The following is an 18727-nucleotide window of genomic DNA, read 5'->3' as shown; positions in this document are numbered from 1 at the left end:
AAAGGGACTGATCAATGGATCAGAGAGACAAAACCTTGAAACCGACCCATCCCGGAGAAATCCTGCGGGAGGAGTTCATGAAGCCGTTGAGCCTGACCCAGTACCGGCTGGCAAAGGACATCTCGGTGCCGCCTCGCCGGATCAACGAGATCTTTCACGAGAAACGCGCCATCACGGCAGACACGGCGCTCCGGCTAGGCAGGTACTTCGGAAACTCCGCTCGATTCTGGATGAATTTGCAGTCACGCTACGAGCTCGAATCAGCGAAGGCTGTTCTCAAGGATCGACTCGACAAGGAAGTGACTCCCCATGGGACCAGGGCCGCTTAGTCCCATTTCTGCATCGATCTCGCGGGGTTGTCGCCTTCAGCGCTTGTTTGCGATCAAACGATTTCGCGACCTTCCGTACGGGTTTCGGCTACCCGTCAATCTTGTAGGAAGAAGATGGTTCCAGTTCGAGACTATCCGGCGACCCAATCCCGGTGCAGGTCCAGGGCTTCGTCCAGAGCTTCGAAAGGCTTGTAGACGACTCTCAGCCGGAAGCTGTAACGGCGTCCCTCCTGTGGGTTCGGAACCACCGCCTGGTAGTCCCATGCGGGGCCGCCGACGCCACCACCGCCGGCGTTGAAGGCGGGGCGGATCTCCAACTCGTCCGAAGGGCGGAACAGGTAGGCCAGCAACATGCCGTGGACCTTGCCGGCCATCAGCGGCTCCACGTAGCGAACCGAGCCGAAACTGTAAAGCAGCCGCCTTCCCTGGCCCCGGAACGCGTCACCGACCGGACCCCGCTCGGCCTGGATCGCTCCCGATTCATACAGATCCAGGGCGTCAAAGATGCCGTGCCAGGCCGGGGCCTCGAAGCTGGACCGCCGGCCCCAGAGATAGTAGCCCGGATTTCGGGGCGCCTGGATGTAGCTGGCCCAGAACACGCCCAGATACCGGGTCCGTATCCTGTCCAGCCGTGTCGGTGTGAAGGCGTGCTCCACGTCCAGGAACCACGGCTTTACCAACTTGAACGTGGTCTCCACATGGACTCCCCATCGCTCGCCGGGTTCGATCTGGAGCCAGGCCTCCTGCCCGGAGATCCGCTTCAGGCTCGACGGTTGGGCCCGGAAGTTCTCCAGGTCGCTCCAGCGGGGCTCGAAGGTGCCCTCGGTCCCGTCGAAGAAGAACTCGCAGTTCAGGCCCGAAGCAACCGGAAGAAAGGGGTGTGGCGAACCACCGGAACTGAAGCGCGCGATCCCGTTGTAGCCATTGTGGCGCCTCTCGAAGGGGACCGCGACGGTCAGGCGTCCCAGTCCCCCGGCCACTTGGGGAACCGAAGCCCGGCTGTGTTTCTGTTCCTCGCCGGCCAGTCCGTCGTGGTTGTCCACCACCAGGGCCTCCAGCTCTCCCGCCCTCAGCGCGAGACGGTGCGGACCCGGCGGTGGTTCGGAGGGCGCCTGCCGCGGGCCGGCGGCGACGGCCGTTACGCCGCCCAACGCGGCCAGTCCCATCCACTGACGGCGGGAGTAGGATGGATCTCCGGGTTCGTTTCCCATCGTCCGCCTCCTATCCGGAACTGCTCATCGGGCCGCCACTTCCCTTTCGGTTTTCGGCGGCTCCATGAAGTCGGACCAGATGCTGTCCAGGCGTTTCTCGAATACGGTGAATGCATTGGCCCGAAAGAGGCGCCAGTCACCCCGGTCCAGTTCCGAATCCAACTGTCCCGGGGCCCAGCCTGAATGTCCGACGAAGAGGCGGAGCTGGTGGGAACCCCTCTCCTCTTCCAAAAGACGTTCCAGTGTGGTCTTGTCGCCTCCGAAATAGACGTCCCCCATTACATTGGTCGTCTGCTCCAGAGGTTCCTCGCTCCGGATCAGAAACATGAGCGTATCCATACCCACCGGACCGCCGTAGTAGAGGCGGGCTTTTCCTCCCGGTTTCTCGAGTTGAGGCAGGACTTCCTCCAGGGAGACGTCGGTCGCCCGGTTGACGATCACACCGAGCGTACCGGACGGACCGTGGGCCACGAGCAGGACCACGGTGCGGCGAAACCGAGGGTCGAGCATCCCCTGCTTGGCCACCAGAAACACCCCCTTGCCCGGCTGGACCGCCTGAAAGGGAATGCGGGGCCGCGGCTTGGGAATGGACCCGGCTTGGATCTCGACGCTCTGGCAGACCTGGAACAGAATGCCCAAGGCCAACCAATGCTTCATGTTCCGGGAGACCCGCATGGTTGCCGCCCAGTCTACTACGACGGCGGGACCCGAGAAAGAAGCGATTGCCCGACGAAGGTGCCCTCCGGTTTGAGCATCAGCCAGAACAGAGCGGCCACCACGTAGACGCCGCAGAACACCCACAAGACGGGGGTCCAGTTGTCGCCCGACGGACCCAGGAGCAGCGGGACGACGACGGGAAATGTTGCCGCTCCCAGGTTTCCGGCCATGTTCATGGTGCCGAAGATGGTCGCCACGTTGTTTCCGCCCATGGCAATGGTCAGCGAATTGACGATGGGGCTGACGAAAGCGGCGAAGAAGCCACCGATCCCGATGAGAGAGACGGCGAGCAACGGATTGTGAACCAGACATCCGGACACCGTGAGCAGCACGCCGACCATGAGGCAGCCCAAGGCCATCCCCTTCCGGGCCATTGCCACGTTCCCGCTCCTGGAGTAGATCCAATCGGAGACGACGCCGCCCAACGGTCCTCCGAATAGAATCGCGATCAGGGGAACACTCGTCAGCAGTCCCGACTCGGCCACCGAGACACCCCGTGACTCCTGCAGATAGGTGGGAAACCAACTGGCGTAGAAGATGTACCCGGCGGCCCGGAAGTACTGCTGTCCGCAGATAGCCCACATGGCCGGGCTCGCGGCCAGATGTTTCCACGGCGTCTTGACCGGCCGGCTCCGGTCCGGTTCTTCGTCCGGGTCCCCCTGCGAATCCTGCGCCGCCTTGGTTTCGGACAGTAGCAATTCCAATTCGCCGGGCGTAACGGAGGCGTGGTCCCGCGGGCGGTCCCGAAACCAGCGATAGAACAGGAGCGCCCAGACTCCCCCGGGGAGCGCGTAGAGGACGAAGAGCCAACGCCAGGTGACGCCCCACTCCAGGAGGATCCCGGTCAGGAAGGCGACGAGGATGGCTCCGATCTGCATCCCGGCGCCGAGAGAGCCGCTCGAAACGGCCAACCGGTTCACCGGCATCCATCTCGACAGCACGACCGCGGAACAGGGGAAGATGCCCGCCTGGGCCGCGCCGGAGAACATGCGGGGAACCAGCAGCCAGAGGTAGGCCGCCAGAATCGCTCCACCCGGGCCGGCCAGCCAGAGAGCCAACGCCGTACCCGCCACCGCCGAAGCCACGGTGCAGACCGACCAGACCACCGAGTAGAAAGGGAGGGTCCGCCGCGCGCCCCAGCGATCCCCGAGCCAGCCGGCAGGCACCTGGAATCCGGCGTAGACCCAGAAGAAGCCGCTCAGGATCCACCCCATCTGCTCCTTGCTCAGACCCAGGTCGGTCCGGATGGTGCTCTCGGCCACCGAGAGGTAGTTGCGTTGGATGTAGGCGATGGCGGCCGCCACGCAGAGCCAGACCAGGACGGAGTAGCGGACCCGGCTCCGGGGAGAGGACGGGGTAGCGGTCAGGGAGAACCTCCGGAGCTATTGCGAGCGCACTACTGGAGAGATGCGGTCTTGTTCAGGCTGTCGGCCCCAGACGGCGCGCGCACCTGAAAACCCTGGCCGGCGCTGACCTCCTGGTCGCTGATCTTGTCGTGGACCTTCACGTTCAGGTGGTACCGGCCGGGCTTCAGTTGCCGGATGGGAAGGCTCTTGACCAGGACCATGCGCTGGCCCGAGAAATACTGGATCGACGCTCCCGTCTCGTCCACTTCTTCCATGAGGACCTTCTTACCCTTGGAGATGCGGTAGCTGGCCTCAATGGACGGGACCAGAGTGGCCTGGTCGGCGTTCACGTTGTAGACCTGAAGATAGACGGCCAGGGGCGCCGAGGCGGCGAATTTGTGATCCAGGACGGGACGCACCTTCACGTTTCCCAGGACGAACATCTCGTCCTTTTCCATGTCCTCCAGTTGCCGAACCAGGTCCGTGAGGATCAGGGAACTTGCTTTCAGGTTCTCGCCGCCAAAGGCCGGAGGGACGATGGCCGTCCGGCTGACTCCCACCTTGCCGCTACGCAGGTCCTTGACCACCAGGTCCAAGCGGTAACGCAGCTTGCGGTCCAGGACCAGGATCTTCTGGTAGGTGGACCGGCCCTGTTTCCGGTTCTGGGCGGCGTAGGCCTCCGGAAGGTAGGTCTGCACCAGGTCGTAGTCGAACTCGTCCACGATCTCCCTGGTCATGCTGGTGACAGCGCCGTAGACCCCCACCTTGGCCACGTAACTTTGATTCTTTTCCAGCTTGTACGACAGTTCGCCGTTGTCGAGTTCCACCGTGACCGGCACCACCACCCGATCGTCGCCCAGCTTGAAGTAGTCGCGCCGGACCCGGAAGGGGAGCGTTTCGTAGCCGATGGAAACATCCACGAGCCCTTTCAGATCGCCGTACTTGATGGGCTTCGGCGCCTTGATCCTGACGTAACGCTCGTAGCGCTCGAACACGTCGTCCTGGGCCCGGGTGGCCATGTAAGGGAAGCTGTCCCGCATGCCCGGGGAGAAGAAGGGGCGGTCCTTCTTCTCGGCCAGGCCCATCTCCTCGGCCAGGGTCAGGCCGCCGCCTGGAAGATAGAGCAGCGCGTCCTTCTCATTGTGGTCCAGGCTGAGCCGGTACTCTCCACTCAGAGAAGCGTCCACGAACTCCAGTTCGATCTCCTGTCCCAGACCCTCGATATAGCGGTAGCGCCAGGTTTCGAAGGGATAGGTGGAGGTCACCCCTCCCCCCTCGTGCATGGGCCGGGCGTAGAAGCCGCCTCCGGCACGGGAAGTAATCTGGTCCGGCGGCCCATGAATAATGTAGACCCGGCCCCGATCGGTCATCCAGCCCGGCTTTCCGCTGGGAAAGCGCTCGTTGGCATAGGCGATGCGCCGATAATGCTCTTCCTTGTATTCGTTGATGGCGGTTCTCAGGTCCGGGTCCCGCCGGCGCCAGAACTGCTCGATGAACTGCTCCTTCTCCTCCATGGTGCCCAGGCCGTTGAACACGGCCAGCTCTTCATCGGTGATGATGTAGACGACGTCCTCCTTGAGCCATTTCTTGTAGTAGTCCTGCTGCTCTTCCTGGAGGACGGCCTTGTCGTCCCGCTTCTTCTCTTTGGCCTGGACCGGGAGCAGAGCCAGAAACAAGGCAAGCAGAACGAACCTGAACGGCATGGGAGGACTTGCGAAGGTTCCAGACATGAGCACCTCGGAGATCCCGACCGGGTTAGACAGCCGACCCCATCCATTATACCCGCTGCTCCGTTCGGTACAACAAACGCGGCCGTCCGCAGATCCGGATCGCCTGGATGACGGCGGGTGGAGCGGACCATGGGGGCGGATCAGCGTCCGTCCTTGCGATAGTAGGGCTGGTAGAGCTGCACCCGCACGCCGCCGGGCATCTTGAAATAGGTCACGAGTCCGAAGCCCTGGTCAGTCACATCGCCGTCGAACTCGACGCCCCGGTGCGCCAGATCCTCCACCGTGGCCCGGATGTCTTCGCAGTAGAAGGAGATGGCGTGGGTACCGGCCGGACTGCCGTGTTTCCCGGAGGGGTCGGTGGGATGTACGCCCATGTCCGCCTCCGGCAGGTCGAAGATGAGCCAGCCGCCGCCGACGTCGGTGTAGGAGTCGAAGCCCAGCTTGTCGCGGAGGAATTCGCGCAACGCTTCCGGCTCCGACGAGTAGAAAATGGTATGAACCCCCTTGATCATGGTCTCGCTCCTTGCCCCCAGCGGGAATCGCCCGATCATCATATCAAGCCCAGACCCTTCAACCTTCGAGATGTCTCTATGCCGGTGGTCGACGTTAATGGATCCGGTAAAAAAGGAATGCGATCTGACAACCGTGTGCTACGCTGAGGGTGTCATCACGAAGGAGCATGCAATCGAGGTGTGAACCCATGTTGACTCTTCATCCAGAAGAACAAACCTGGCTGGAAAAGTACCGGAAGGCCCTTAAAGAAAGGCACCGTGGCGCGGTGTTGCGCATGGTCATATACGGCTCCAAGGCACGCGGAGATGCCCACCAGGACAGCGATATCGACGTGCTCATCATCGTCAAAAACGAAGCGAACGGCCTCAAGCGCCCGCTACGGCGAATCGGTTACGATCTGGCTGCGACCTCTTGGGCAGTGCCCTCGATCATGGCTTACACGCAGGCCGAGTGGGAACGGCTGGCAACCCTCCAGTCAACATTCAGAGAAGCCGTCGAACGCGACGGGGTCCCCGTCCTGTGAATCGAGAGTCCTCCATTGGGGAATGGCAGCGCGCAGTGCAAGCGCTCGGATCGGCCAAGCTTCTGCTACAGTCCGATTATCGAGCTGACTCCGTGTCTCGCTCCTATTATGCGATTCTTCACGCTGCCAAATCTGCTCTGTTCGTACACGATATTGCCACATACAGTCATACCGCAGTGAGGAGCATGTTCGGCCTTCACCTTGTACGCACCGGTGAGATCGAACGAGAATGGGCAAGGGATCTTGCCGAGAGCTCGGATGATCGACTGATGGCGGATTACAGTCTGCATACGCACTTCTCTCGAGACGAAACCAAACACGAGTATGAGCGAGCGAAAGCGTTCCTTGAACGGATACACAGGTACTTGACCGAGCGCGGATTGACCCGTCGGGAACTCGATTCGGAGCATGGCGGAGGTTAAGTAAATTATTCCCTCGGCCACAACTTGACCCGCCAGAACCAGCCGTCCACCTGGACGAAGAGGACGTTGGGCTCCACCTCGATGACGGTGGTGTAGGAGGATCCCATCCTCTCCGCCACGGTGACGGTTTCCCAGGTCTTCCCCTCGTCCTCGCTCAAGGCGAACCGCACCAGCGCCCCCCGCTCCCTGGGCTGGAGATGGGTGCCGGCCGGGAACCTTTGCCCGTAGCTCAACAACACCCTGCCGTCGCGAAGCTTGAGGAGTGTGGGATCGCAGCCCCGGTCCAGGCCGGTGTAGACCGGCTCGCTCCAGGTTTTGCCCCAATCCTCGCTCCAACTGGCGAACAGAGGCGTGAAGTGGCCGGTCCGCATGATACAGAGCAGCCGGCCTCCGCCCAGATGGAGGAGGGACGGCTCGGTGAAGCCCTCGCCCACCGGGTCTCCCGGCTTGGGTGCGGCAACGGTGGAGAAGTAGTCCCAGGACCGTCCCTGGTCCTTGGAGATCAGCGTGAAGGTCCGCTGCTGGAAGTGCGTCTCCGACGAGCTGCGCCGGTCGGTGGGCGGCAGGTTGTCAGTTTCCAGGTTCCCCTCCATGGTGGTCATGAGGGTCCCGTCCGGCATCTCCAGCATGTCCCGGTAGAAGTAGAGTCCGTACCATTCGCCCTCTTCCCGAGCCCTCGGCGGACCGCCGGGAACCCGAATCACCGATTCCTCCTCCTGGAGGGTCGCCAGATCGTCCCGCGAGCGCCAGGAGCGGACCGTATAGAGTCCCGGCGACTGGAAGTCGGCGGCCCCGCCCAGTGCGAAGAAGTGCCCTTTGCGGACGTAGAAGACCCGCTCCGGAATGCGGAGGACCTCCTGCAGGGAAGGTCCCTCGTGAGACACGAAGGTCTTGCCGCCGTCGAGGCTTTTCTTGTCTCCGTAAAAATAGATGGTGCCGTCCGGCGCCTGGAAGGATCGGGCCCATCCCCCCTCTCCCCATCCTCCTCCAGGTCCGTAGCGCCGGATGGGCCCGATTTCCCGGATGGTCTTCCGGCCATCCTCGGGTGTTCCCACCGCGCCGGAGGTTCGCCGGGTGACACGAACCTCGTCCATCAGGCCGACGAACTGACTCCCCGGATCGCTCGACCCCTCGTGGCGGTAGGTGATGAAGCGCCCTTCCAGGTCCTGTCCCACCCTCAGATCGGACGCCAGGTAGAGCCCCACGACCGGAGCTTTTTCGGAAGGGGTCAAATGTCGGACGATCGAACGTTCGTAGTAGAGGTGGGAGGTCCCCGCCATGAGCTGTCCGTCGCCGACCAGGTCGCCGTCCAGGTACAGGCGAACCCGGCCCTCGTCATAGGTGGCCTCCATGAGGTGGAACCGGTCGGTGAGGATGGAGACCGACCGGGAGTGTACGGTCTGACCGTTGCAGACGAAACGAAGATCGCCGCCGTTGGGGTTGAAGTCGAAGATGAGCTCTCCGGTGGCCGGATCGCCTGTGCCGCGATAGTTGCTGAACAGGCGCATGCGCCGTTTCAGGGCCGGCTTCACCCGGGCTGACAGGGTGAAACGGGTGCCCAGGTACCGGGTTCCCAATATCTCCAAGGAGTCGTGGGTCTTCCCTTCCCCGTAGAACTCCGCCACTCCGCTGCCGGAGACGGCCCGCTCCCGATCCCGGACCAGTCGAACCGAATTGTGCAGTCGCACCTCCTGTCGACCGTCGTCAGTCTGGTTGTCCTGGACCGCGCTCTCCGCGTCTGCCTCGAAATCGAGCAGGACGTCCAAGAGAGGTGATTGGTCCGCCGGCTCCAAGGGCCCGGCCGCCCGGAAGGAGTAGAGCGAGGCGTTTTTCAGGTAGAACCGCAGGTGCGCGGGCCGCGCGGATACCGGCCACTGGTCGCGCCCCTGCCACCGGACGACCTGGTCGACGCCGTCGTCCGTCAGCGGGTCGCATTGATCCTTGCCGAAACCCGGGATGATGTTTCCGGATGTGTCCAGCAGTTCGACTCGCAACCAACCCCGGCCGGCGTCGGCGTTGACGCGCAGAGGCCCGGCAAAAGGACGCAGACGGCGTGTCGTGAAGGAACCCGCTTCGTCCCCGGCGTCCAGGGAAGCGAAGCCGTCCTTCCTCAGGGTGGCCAATCCGATGGCGCAATTGCCCCATCCGCCCGCCACCGGGCTCACGTGGGTCTGGTCCGAGGCTCCGTAGAAGAGCTTGATCTCGTCCCCTTCCACCAACGGCTGACTCGGGGTGTGCAGCATGCCGTCGTCCCACTGGCCGGAGGTTCCCAGCTCCAGCAGAGGCGGGCGGTCGCCCTCTTCCCGTTTCCACTCGATCCCGTCCCGGCTGCTCACCAGCTCCACGTGGATGGTCCCGTCGTTGTGCCCGTCGTCGATCCGGAACACCCAGAGGAAACCCAGGTACATGGATTCGTAGGCGAAGGCGGAGAGACCGTAGAAATCGGTATGTTGCCGGTCGGCGGTGACCCACCGGTCGTCCACGGCGTCCGGCGCCAGGACCAGTTGGGTCGGAGGCCAGTTGAGGAAATCGGTGGTGGCGGTCAGGCCGATGGCCCGCCGCCGGTGCCCGCCGTTGGGCACGAATATCTTCGCGTAGCCCAGATAGCGGCCTTGATGGGGGTCCCAGACGAAATTGCCCACGTCTCCGGGATCCGCCAACAGGGGTTCCTCCCGAATCGGGCTCCAGTGGATGCCGTCGCTGGACCAGGCCCCGTAGTAGCCGCTGACCCGGTGATGGGGATCGGTGCGCCCGTAGTCGTAGTAGACCAGCTTGTATTCCTTGTCGGGGTCCGGGTCCCAGGGGGTGTGGATCACCAGCGGGATGTGGCTCTCCCGCATCCGGTCCAGGAAGATGTTGTTGGCTCCTGAACCCCGATACCGGACGATGTCCAGATCCGGCTTCGTCCACTGGACGCCGTCCCGGCTCTCGGCGTAGAGGTTGCGGTACTGCTCGTTCGGGTCGGCGTCCGGATTCGCGGTGTGGTACCACATCCGGTAACCCTTGCCTTCGGGCGACGGGAGGACGGTTCCCAGCAGGTAGGCCACCTGTCCTTCCCAGGGCCGGTCGGGCTTCAGGACGGGGTTCTCAGAATGCTTTTGAAACGGGTGATAGCGGCGGACCAATCCCTCCTTTTCCTGGATCAGGTGATCGTCCACCACCAGTTCCCAGGGGCCGGTCAGGTCGCCTAAGGAACGCGGTTTCGATTCCGGGGTGGAGCCCCATACTGATCCCGTGAACAGCAGGAAAGAAACGATGAAACCGATTCCAATCATTCTATGTAGTCCCTCGCAAGCTCCGGGTCGGTTTCGAAGAGGGGGACAAGACTGTCCCCCCTCCTACGACATCACCTCCCCCGCCGAGATGTCCACAGCCTGTCCCGTGATGGCCGCCCCCGAGGGCGACACCAGGAAGTGCACCAGATTGGCGACCTCTTCGGGACGGATCATGGTTCCCAAGGGAATTCCGTCCAGGATACGCTGCCGCATTGCATCGACGCTCACGCCCTCGAGGCGGGCGGTCTCCCGGAGGTCCCTGCGGGCCATGGGAGTCCGGACCCAGCCGGGACAGACGGCGTTGACCGTGATCCCGCGGGGAGCCAGCTCCAGGGCCAGCGCCCGGGTCAGGCCGATCACCCCATGCTTGGAAGCGCAGTAGGCGCTGTACCCGGCCGTTCCCACCTTCCCCGAGATGGACGAGATGTGGACGATTCGGCCGCCGTCCTGGAAATGGGGCAGCGCCCGGTGGGTGCAGTAGTAGACGCCGGTCAGATTCGTGGCCAGCACCTCGTGCCAGGTCTCGTCGCCCGGTTCCAGAATGGGATTCCGTTTCGAGATCCCGGCGTTGTTCACCAGGATCCGGATCCGGCCCCATTCCCCGGTGACGGCAGAGATGGAGTCCTCCACCTGCCGGCTGTCGCTGACGTCGCAGACCTTGGCCAGGACCCGGATGCCGCCGGCCGCCATTGCTCCGGCGGCGGCCTCGAGCCCCTCCCGGTTGCGATCGCAGATAGCGACCCGGGCGCCCTCGCTGCCGAGCTTCCAGGCGATGGCCCGGCCCATGCCCTCCGCCGCCCCCGTGACCACCGCCACCGCCGATTTCAGGGACATCCCGTAGCTCGACTCCTTCGTCTCTACGCCGCCGATCACTTGACAGACCGGCCCTCAGAGGGCACAAGTAACAAGGTGTTCGGAAGCTATCAACGGAAAGGAATCGATTCAAGGTAACGCCATGACTGTCCTCGAAACCATTCGCTCCAAGTCCGCTCAGGTGCTGGATTTCAATGAACGCTACATCCCCGGCGGAGTGGTCTCCATCGTCCGCAAAGCGGAGCCTGACCTGGCCTTCGCCCGGGGCCGGGGGGCCTACATCTGGGATGTGGACGGCAACCGTTACCTGGACTACCACGCGGCCTTCGCCCCCATCGTGCTGGGCCACAACGACCCCTACGTGAATGAGGCGGTCCGCAAGGCCATCGACGCCGGGGCCAGCCTTTACGGCAGCGGGACCAACGAGTTGGAGGGCCGTCTGGCCGAAATGCTCTGCACCCACGTTCCGGCGGTGGAAATGGTGGAGTTCCTAAACACCGGCACCGAGGCCTCCATGGCTTCTGTGCGCCTAGCCCGCGCCGCCACCGGCCGCGACCATGTCATCGTCACGCAGGGAGGCTTCAACGGTTCCCACAACGACGTGGCCTGCAACGTTCTCACGCCTCTGGACCAGATCGGCCCTCGCGTCTCTCCCGGCGAGTACCGCTACATTCCGCTGGGACCCGGGGTCCCCGACGCTCACGCCCAACTGGTGCACGTCATCAACTTCAACGACCTGGATTCGGTCCGCTATGTCTGTGAGCGTCACGAAGTGGCCGCCCTGGTGACCGAGCCCATCCTGCAGAACATCGGCATCATGAAGCCGGTCCCCGGATACCTGGAAGGGCTCCGGGAGCTGGCCGACGAGTACGGCTTCCTGCTCATCTTCGACGAAGTGAAGACCGGATTCCGGTACTCGGTGGGCGGCTACAGCGAAGTCAGCGGTGTGACACCCGATCTGGTCTACTTCGCCAAGGCGGTGGCCAACGGCTATCCCTTCTCGGCACTGGGCGGAAAGAGGGAATTCCTGGAACATTTCGCTCATCCCGATCCCTCCAAGCGGCCCATCGTCTCCGGAACCTACAACGGCCATCCCGTCTCGGTGAGCGCCGCCATCGCCACCATCGAACGGCTGCTGGAAGGCGGCGGACAGGTGTACCGCCACATCGACCGGCTGGGACGACGCTGTCAGGCCGGGATCGAGTCGATCCTGAGTTCCCGGGGGATCACCGGGACCGTGGCCCGGCAGGGATCCGCTTTCTGCCTCTACCTGATGGACCACGAGCCGGTGGACTGGCACGACTTGGCCGGAAACCACGATTTCAACCAGGACCTGGCCATGCGGCGCGCCCTGATCGAGCGCGGAATCTACTTCTTCCCGGTGGCCACCAAGCAATGCTCCATCTCGGCGGCCCACACCGACTCGGACATCGACCGCACGCTGGATGCCCTGGACGAAGTCCTGTCAGAACTCTAGCTGCCGGGGCGGACTCGACGTCATTCATGGATGTTCGCCACCGCTTCGCCGTTTGGTGCTGCCACCTGGTCCTCCTCTCCCTCCCTGTCCATTCCCAGGGAGGCTCGAGTGAAGACTGCCGTTCCTGCCACCTGGAGATCTACGACTCCCACCAGACCACCGGGATGGGCCGCGCCTTCTCGCTCCCCGATCCCGCCAACACGCTGGGAGAAGGACAGGAGGAGGCGACCTACTACCACCCGGCCTCCGACCGGCACTACACGGTCGCCCGCAGGAACGGCTCGTACTACTTGAGCCGGCACCAATTGAACGAGAAGGGGAAGACCGTCAACCGGGTGGAGAAGGAGATCCACTACGTCCTGGGGTCCGGGAACCGGGGCCGGACCTATCTCCACCGGACCGCTTGGGGCGCCCTTTACCAGTTGCCGTTGGCCTGGTATTCGGAAGAGGGTGGACACTGGGGCATGAGTCCCGGCTACGACCGCCCCGACCACAAGGGTTTCAGCCGGCGGATCGACTATGCCTGCATGTTCTGCCACAACGCCTACCCGCAACTGCCGCCGGGAGACGACGCCAACGGCAAGGATCCCCTCTTCCCGGAAGAACTCCCCAACGGCATCGATTGCCAGCGCTGCCACGGGCCCGGGAACGCCCACTTGAAGGCGGTTCGCAGCCGCGCCTCCAAGGACGCCATCCGCGCGTCCATCGTGAATCCGGCCAGGCTGGATCCCGTCCGGCAGATGGAGGTCTGCCTCCAGTGCCACCTGGAGTCCACCACCAAGGGCCTCCCGGCGATGATTCGCAACTACGACCGGGAGGTCTTCTCATACCGGCCGGGGGAGCCGCTGGCGGACTACATCCTCCACTTTGACGCTTCCGATCAGATAGAGGCGGAGGAACGGTTCGAGGTGAATCACGCCGGGTACCGGTTCCTGAGGTCGGCCTGCTTCCAGGAGAGCGAAGGCCGGTTCACCTGCGTGACCTGCCACGACCCCCACCGGCCGGCGTCGGCACCCGAGTCGCGGACCGCGTCGCGGGATGCCTGCAATCGTTGCCATGCGAGCCACGTGGAATCTCTGGTGGCTGCGGGAGAGCACCCGGCGGACGAGGATTGCCTGCTCTGCCACATGCCCCGGCGCAGGACCCAGGACGTGGTCCACGCCGTCATGACCGATCACCGGATTGCCCGCCGTCCGCCCGAAGGCGACCTCTTGGCGGCGCTGGCCGAATCCCACCAAGAGGTGATCCTGGGAGAGGTCATCCGCTACTATCCGCCGGGTCCCGCCGAATCAGGCCGGATCGAGCTCTACGACGCGCTGGCTCAAGTCAAACAGGACGCCAACCTGAAGTCCGGAATTCCCAGGCTGGAAAAGGTCCTGGAGGCCCAACGTCCTCTCCACGCAGGCTTTTACTTCGAGTTGGGGGACGCCTACTTGGCGGAGGGCAGGTTCAAGGACGCCGTCCGCCTCCACCAGGATGCCCTTCGCCGGCAACGAGACTACCTGCCGGCCCTGCGCAACCAGTGGCTGGCGCTGTCGGGGCAAGGATCCCTGGAACAGGGTCTGGCCATGCTTCGAAACACCCTTGCGGTCAAGCCGGACGACACGGTCAGCCTGACGCAACTGGGCTATGCCTTGTTGGAATTGGGTCGGCTGACAGAGGCCACACAGGTCTTGCAATCCAGCTTGCGCCTGGACCCGGATCTTCCCGATGCCTACAACAACCTGGGCTTGGCCCTGTCCCGGCAGAATCTCGGACCACAAGCCACGAAGGCTTTCCAGGAAGCGATCCGTCTTGAGCCCAATTTCGCCAGCGCCCACTACAATCTGGGGCTTCAACACTACGCAGCGAGGGCGGCCGGACCGGCCATCGCTTCTTTCCGCAGAGCCATTGCGCTGGCTCCCGAAATGGCGACCGCCCACACCAACCTGGGGGCGACGCTGGCAGCCACGGGAAAGGTGGAAGAGGCGGTCGAGGCCTTTCGCCGCGCGCTGGAGATCGAACCGGGTCTGCTGGCGGCTCAAGTCAACTTGGGCCTGTCACTCGCTTCTCTGGGACATCTCCGGGAAGCCCTGGATGCCATCCGGGCGGCCTTGAAGTTGAAGCCCGGCGACGAATTCCTGATGGAGCAGATCAAGCAACTCGAAGCGAAGCTCGGAAAGGAGCCCGAATCCCCATGAAAGAAAGATTGCAGGGCGTGATCGCCAACATTCCCATGTGCTTCAACGCCGACTGGAGCATGGACGAGACCGCCCTCCGGAATAATATTCGCGCCTACCGCGGCGAGGGCCTCGAGGCCATGTACCTCTTGGGCACCAGCGGTGAGCTCTTCAACGTTTCTCCCGACGAGTACCGGCGAGCCGTGAGGATCTTCGTCGAGGAGGCGGGACCGGAGACGCTCAAGGTGGTGGGGGCGACCTCGGTTCGATTGGGCGGAATCCTGGAGACGGTCCAGTGGCTGGCCGAGGCCGGCGCCGACGCGGTCCTGGCCATTCCGCCCCACTTCATTCCCTTGAGCGTCGAGGAGCGCGGCGGTGCGTTGCGCGCCATCGCCAACGCCTGTCCTTCCCTGGGAATCGTCCACTACAACACCAGCTACGCCCCGGAGGTGAAATTCGAGCCTCACGAATACGCGTCGTTGCTGGACGTGCCCAACCTCTGGGGCACAAAGCAGGGGCAGTTGTCACAAGAATTCTGGGACGGGCTGCAGGAGCATTCCGCTTCCTTGAGGCACCTCAGCCTGGACGACTGGATGGTCCGCTCCATGAAGCAGGGCGGCTACGGGGCCTTCTCCCTCCTGACCAGCCTGGCGCCCCGTTTCGCCCAGACCTGGCACCAGGCCTGCAAGGACCAGGAATGGGAACGGGCCGAAGCGATGCAGGTGGAATTCGACCGCTGCATGGACCAGATCTACTGGCCCCTGAGCCGGCGCGGCTATACCGACGTGGCCGTGGACAAGGCACTGATCGAAGCTTTCGGCTTCCTCCAGTCCAGCGCTCCCCGGCCTCCGCTGAAGCCGGTCTCGGAACCGGAGAAGGAGTGGGCCCGAGACGTGATCCGGAGTGAAGGGTATTTCCGAAACTTGATCTGATTTATCAGAAAATGCAGCGCATCTGACCTTCAGGACAGACTAAATGAATCTCAACCCCATCGATATCCTGGTCATCATCGCCTACATGGGATGCCTCTCGCTCATCGGAATCTATTTTTCGCGCCGCCAGAAATCCCGTGACGAGTATTTCCTGGGCGACCGGAAGGTCTTCTGGTTTCTGGCCGGCGGCAGCGTCCTGGCCACCATCCTCTCCACCATCAGCTACCTCTCGGTTCCCGGAGAAGTGATCCGTTACGGCTTCGCCTACTGTTTCGGCCTGATCGTGGCGCCGCTGGTGATCCCCATCGTGAACCGGATCCTGATCCCCACCATCAAGGGGCTCGAGATCACCAGCGCCTACGAATACGTGGGCCGGCGATTCGACCGGGGCACCGGCACCCTGGCCTCCACCCTGTTCGTCTTCCGGACCCTGATCTGGTCCGGGATCATCATCTACACGGCCAGCTTCGCCTTCTCCGAAATCTCGGGCCTGGGGCTGTTCACCACCATCATCCTGTTGGGGATCATCACCACCTTCTACACCAGCGTGGGGGGGTTTCGGACCGTCATCTGGACCGACAACCTGCAGCTCTGGATCCTGCTGGCGGGCGCGCTCTCCATCCCCATTTACGTCTACTACCTGGTGGGGACGGGACCCATGGGATGGTGGGAGACCTTCTCCGAAGCCGGACGGGGCGAGATGCAGGTCTTCAGCTTCGATCCCACGGTTCGCATCACCATCGTCGGCATCATGCTCAACATCCTGTTCTGGAACATCTGCGCCAACGGCGGCGACCAGGTGGCAATCCAGCGCTATCTTTCGACTCCCTCCGTCAAGGCGGCTCGTCGCTCCGTCTGGGTCTACGCCTGGTCCAACGTCGTCCTCTACACGACCCTGGCGATCTGCGGCCTGGCCCTGTTCGCCTTCTACGCCCACATCTCCAACCTTCCGGTGGCGGAGTTCCAGGCCAAGATCGCTCCCGAGGGCGATCGGCTCATGCCGCGCTTCATCGCCCAGCAATTGCCCACCGGAGTTTCCGGCCTGGTCATGGCGGCCCTGCTGTCGGCGGCCATGTCCAGCCTCAGCTCGGCCATCAACTCCATCTCCGGCGTCCTGACGACCCATTTCGGCGGCCGTCGCAAGGGCTCCCGGCGGGGCCTGCTGCTGGACAAGGGAGTGGCCGCCGGGGCCGGCGTCTTGGGAATCGGAGTGGCCGTCATCATCGCCGTGGTCATGAGCCGGACCGACTGGAACATCCTGGACCTGAGCGGCCGGGTCAACGATGTCTTCGTGGGTCCCATCGCCGTCCTCTTTTTCGGAGGCATCCTGTTTCGCAGGGTCGGACCGCAAGCGATCCTGCTGGGCTTTTTCCTGGCGGCGTCCGTCTCCCTGTTCGTGAGCTTCAGCAAGGAATGGTTCGGGATGGAAAGGGCCATCTCCTGGATGTGGGGAATCCCGTTCTCCTTCACCCTGGGCATGATCGTGGCGGGGCTGGGCGGTTTTCTCTTCCGCCGGCCCTCGCCTGAGAAGATCCAAGGCCTCACCTTCGGGGATCGAAAGAGGACATGAGATTCGGCCCCAGTCTCCTGATCCTCTCCCTGGTTGCGTCCGGAGACGGCCTGGCCAACGCGGAGACCCAGGAGGGTGTTCCCCGGTTTTCGGACCGGACGCGGGAGGCTGGAATAGACTTCCGCCATTACAAGGGCGCCGATGGCGGGTACCACCTGCTGGAGATCATGGGATCGGGCGCCGCCCTCCTGGACTTCGACGGAGACGGCTACCTGGACCTTTTTGTCGTCGCCGGAAGCAGTATCCCTCCACGAAACAATGAAGAATCCCGCAGCCGGCTCTACCGGAACCGGGGGGACGGCACGTTTCGGGACGTCACGCAGTCGTCCGGCCTGCTGATTCGAACCTACGGGATGGGGGCGGCGGCCGGAGACTACGACAACGACGGCGACCCCGACCTTTACGTCACCGGGTATCCCCGGAGCTACCTGTTCCGGAACCAGGGAGACGGCCGTTTCCGGGACGTCTCCCGAGAGGCGGGCGTCGAAAATGCGGGGCACTGGGGCTCCAGCGCCGGATTCTTCGACTACGACCGGGACGGACTCCTGGATCTGTTCGTCTGCAACTACGTCGGCTACGATCCCGGCGACGAAACTCCCTGTCACACCGCCGGCCGCAGGAACTACTGCCACCCCACGACCTTCGAGACCGATGCCAGCGTGCTGTACCGGAACCAGGGGAACGGCAGGTTTCAGGACCGGAGCAAGAGCAGCGGCATTGGCCACGCGCAAGGGAAAGCCTTGGGCGTGGCCTTCACCGACTTGGAGCCGGACGGATATCCGGACGTCTTCGTGGCCAACGACACGGTGGCGGACTTCCTGTTTCGGAACAACCGCGACGGCACGTTTCAGGAGGTGGGCTTCGACCAGGGGGTGGCTCTGGACGAGAACGGCCATCCCCGGGCCGGAATGGGGGTCGACTTCGGCGACTACGACGGAGATGGCCGGATGGATCTCCTGGTGACCAATTTCGCTGACGAGGGGAACGCCCTCTTCCGCAGGGCCGGGGCCTACTTCAACGAGGTCACCTACCAGTCGGGCATCCTGGAGAAAAGCTACGTCAAGGTGGGATTCGGGGCCCGTTTCTTCGACTACGACAACGACGGAGACCTGGATGCGTTCGTCGCCAACGGCCACATCGATCCCACCATCAACCAGCTCCGCGATTACGTCTTTTTTCGCCAGGAGAACCTGCTGTACGAGAATCGGGAGCGCAGTTTCCGGGAACGCTCCGGCGAGGCCGGCTCCTGGTCGCAGGTGCGGGACCTGAGCCGGGGCGCCGTCTTCGGAGACCTGGACAACGACGGCGACATAGACATCGTGGTCACGAACAACGGGGGGCCCGTCAACCTGCTGCGAAACGATTCAGTCAACCGGAACCATTGGCTCCTGATCCGGCTGGAAGGAGTCGACAGCAATCGGGACGGGCTGGGGGCCCGGATTCGGGTCCGTGTCGGGGGCCGGGAACTGCACCGGGAGGTCCAACGGGCGGCCAGCTACCTTTCCAGCCACGACCCCAGGGTGCATCTGGGACTCGGCCACTCGGACGTCGTGGAGCTGGTGGAAATTCACTGGCCCTCGGGGAACCTGCAGAGTCTCCACAACGTCACGGCCAATCAGATCCTGACGGTTCGGGAGAAAACCGTCCCATGAGTTGTGGAGCGACGGTTTCCTAACCGCCGACCGGGACCGGCGGCTTTCCTGCCGCCGG

The 18727-nt window shown here is 63.5% G+C and carries 14 protein-coding genes; 7 read left to right on the top strand and 7 right to left on the bottom strand.

Translation table 11 applies throughout. From position 1 onward, the window contains the following. Nucleotides 1-14: 14 nt before the first annotated feature. Nucleotides 15-329, top strand: a complete 315-nt coding sequence (locus OXT71_15130) for a HigA family addiction module antitoxin (GenBank protein ID MDE2927727.1) — start codon at nt 15-17, stop codon at nt 327-329. Between the two features lie 131 nt (nt 330-460). On the opposite strand, the gene OXT71_15125 is transcribed toward OXT71_15130, so the two are convergent. The 5 genes from OXT71_15125 to OXT71_15105 all read right to left on the bottom strand — a co-directional run bounded on the left by OXT71_15125 (nt 461) and on the right by OXT71_15105 (nt 5845). Beyond that, nucleotides 461-1540 carry a hypothetical protein gene (locus tag OXT71_15125; protein MDE2927726.1) on the bottom strand — a complete coding sequence of 360 codons (1080 nt, stop codon included), beginning with the start codon at nt 1538-1540 and terminating at the stop codon, nt 461-463. Nucleotides 1541-1564: 24 nt separating this feature from the next. Then, the gene (locus OXT71_15120; protein ID MDE2927725.1) at nt 1565-2215 is read right to left on the bottom strand and encodes a YqgE/AlgH family protein; all 651 of its coding nucleotides are present in this window, start codon (nt 2213-2215) and stop codon (nt 1565-1567) included. A 17-nt stretch (nt 2216-2232) separates the two neighbouring features. Next, nucleotides 2233-3561 (bottom strand): MFS transporter, encoded by a 1329-nt coding sequence (locus OXT71_15115; protein MDE2927724.1) that lies wholly within the window; start codon nt 3559-3561, stop codon nt 2233-2235. A gap of 92 nt (nt 3562-3653) precedes the next feature. After that, entirely contained in the window at nt 3654-5306 is a 1653-nt protein-coding gene (locus tag OXT71_15110; protein MDE2927723.1) for a GWxTD domain-containing protein, read from the bottom strand. Between the two features lie 167 nt (nt 5307-5473). Continuing rightward, complete coding sequence (locus OXT71_15105) at nt 5474-5845, bottom strand: VOC family protein (GenBank protein MDE2927722.1); 372 nt, start codon at nt 5843-5845, stop codon at nt 5474-5476. 188 nt (nt 5846-6033) lie between these two features. On the opposite strand from OXT71_15105, the gene OXT71_15100 reads away from it, so the two are divergent. Further along, the gene (locus tag OXT71_15100) at nt 6034-6369 is read left to right on the top strand and encodes a nucleotidyltransferase domain-containing protein (GenBank protein ID MDE2927721.1); all 336 of its coding nucleotides are present in this window, start codon (nt 6034-6036) and stop codon (nt 6367-6369) included. A 427-nt stretch (nt 6370-6796) separates the two neighbouring features. On the opposite strand, the gene OXT71_15095 is transcribed toward OXT71_15100, so the two are convergent. Together OXT71_15095 and OXT71_15090 are read right to left on the bottom strand one after the other, a co-directional pair. Then, nucleotides 6797-10066 (bottom strand): exo-alpha-sialidase, encoded by a 3270-nt coding sequence (locus OXT71_15095; GenBank protein ID MDE2927720.1) that lies wholly within the window; start codon nt 10064-10066, stop codon nt 6797-6799. A gap of 63 nt (nt 10067-10129) precedes the next feature. Next, nucleotides 10130-10900 (bottom strand): SDR family NAD(P)-dependent oxidoreductase, encoded by a 771-nt coding sequence (locus OXT71_15090; GenBank protein ID MDE2927719.1) that lies wholly within the window; start codon nt 10898-10900, stop codon nt 10130-10132. A gap of 121 nt (nt 10901-11021) precedes the next feature. On the opposite strand from OXT71_15090, the gene OXT71_15085 reads away from it, so the two are divergent. From OXT71_15085 to OXT71_15065, 5 genes are read left to right on the top strand one after another with little or no spacing between them, the layout of a single operon-like run. Continuing rightward, entirely contained in the window at nt 11022-12356 is a 1335-nt protein-coding gene (locus OXT71_15085) for an aspartate aminotransferase family protein (protein ID MDE2927718.1), read from the top strand. Between the two features lie 26 nt (nt 12357-12382). Continuing rightward, the gene (locus OXT71_15080) at nt 12383-14536 is read left to right on the top strand and encodes a tetratricopeptide repeat protein (GenBank protein ID MDE2927717.1); all 2154 of its coding nucleotides are present in this window, start codon (nt 12383-12385) and stop codon (nt 14534-14536) included. Further along, nucleotides 14533-15447 carry a dihydrodipicolinate synthase family protein gene (locus tag OXT71_15075; GenBank protein MDE2927716.1) on the top strand — a complete coding sequence of 305 codons (915 nt, stop codon included), beginning with the start codon at nt 14533-14535 and terminating at the stop codon, nt 15445-15447. The genes OXT71_15080 and OXT71_15075 overlap by 4 nt, the downstream gene beginning before the upstream one ends. 43 nt (nt 15448-15490) lie before the next feature. Further along, on the top strand, nt 15491-17017 hold the full coding sequence (locus tag OXT71_15070; protein MDE2927715.1) for a sodium/solute symporter: 1527 nt from the start codon (nt 15491-15493) through the stop codon (nt 17015-17017). Continuing rightward, nucleotides 17014-18669: a CRTAC1 family protein gene (locus tag OXT71_15065; GenBank protein MDE2927714.1), complete on the top strand. Its 1656-nt coding sequence runs from the start codon at nt 17014-17016 to the stop codon at nt 18667-18669. The genes OXT71_15070 and OXT71_15065 overlap by 4 nt, the downstream gene beginning before the upstream one ends. Nucleotides 18670-18727 lie beyond the last annotated feature (58 nt).

The sequence above is a fragment of the Acidobacteriota bacterium genome (assembly GCA_028874215.1).
Classification (GTDB): domain Bacteria; phylum Acidobacteriota; class UBA6911; order RPQK01; family JAJDTT01; genus JAJDTT01.
This window is presented reverse-complemented; position numbering and strand designations above follow the sequence as displayed.

Excerpts from the sequence above, each read along its gene's own strand:
- OXT71_15130 (MDE2927727.1), top strand. The coding sequence starts at position 15 with ATGGATCAGAGAGACAAAACCTTGAAACCGACCCATCCCGGAGAAATC.
- OXT71_15125 (MDE2927726.1), bottom strand. The coding sequence starts at position 1,540 with ATGGGAAACGAACCCGGAGATCCATCCTACTCCCGCCGTCAGTGGATG.
- OXT71_15120 (MDE2927725.1), bottom strand. The coding sequence starts at position 2,215 with ATGCGGGTCTCCCGGAACATGAAGCATTGGTTGGCCTTGGGCATTCTG.
- OXT71_15110 (MDE2927723.1), bottom strand. The coding sequence starts at position 5,306 with ATGCCGTTCAGGTTCGTTCTGCTTGCCTTGTTTCTGGCTCTGCTCCCG.
- OXT71_15105 (MDE2927722.1), bottom strand. The coding sequence starts at position 5,845 with ATGATCAAGGGGGTTCATACCATTTTCTACTCGTCGGAGCCGGAAGCG.
- OXT71_15100 (MDE2927721.1), top strand. The coding sequence starts at position 6,034 with ATGTTGACTCTTCATCCAGAAGAACAAACCTGGCTGGAAAAGTACCGG.
- OXT71_15095 (MDE2927720.1), bottom strand. The coding sequence starts at position 10,066 with ATGATTGGAATCGGTTTCATCGTTTCTTTCCTGCTGTTCACGGGATCA.
- OXT71_15090 (MDE2927719.1), bottom strand. The coding sequence starts at position 10,900 with ATGTCCCTGAAATCGGCGGTGGCGGTGGTCACGGGGGCGGCGGAGGGC.
- OXT71_15085 (MDE2927718.1), top strand. The coding sequence starts at position 11,022 with ATGACTGTCCTCGAAACCATTCGCTCCAAGTCCGCTCAGGTGCTGGAT.
- OXT71_15080 (MDE2927717.1), top strand. The coding sequence starts at position 12,383 with ATGGATGTTCGCCACCGCTTCGCCGTTTGGTGCTGCCACCTGGTCCTC.
- OXT71_15075 (MDE2927716.1), top strand. The coding sequence starts at position 14,533 with ATGAAAGAAAGATTGCAGGGCGTGATCGCCAACATTCCCATGTGCTTC.
- OXT71_15070 (MDE2927715.1), top strand. The coding sequence starts at position 15,491 with ATGAATCTCAACCCCATCGATATCCTGGTCATCATCGCCTACATGGGA.
- OXT71_15065 (MDE2927714.1), top strand. The coding sequence starts at position 17,014 with ATGAGATTCGGCCCCAGTCTCCTGATCCTCTCCCTGGTTGCGTCCGGA.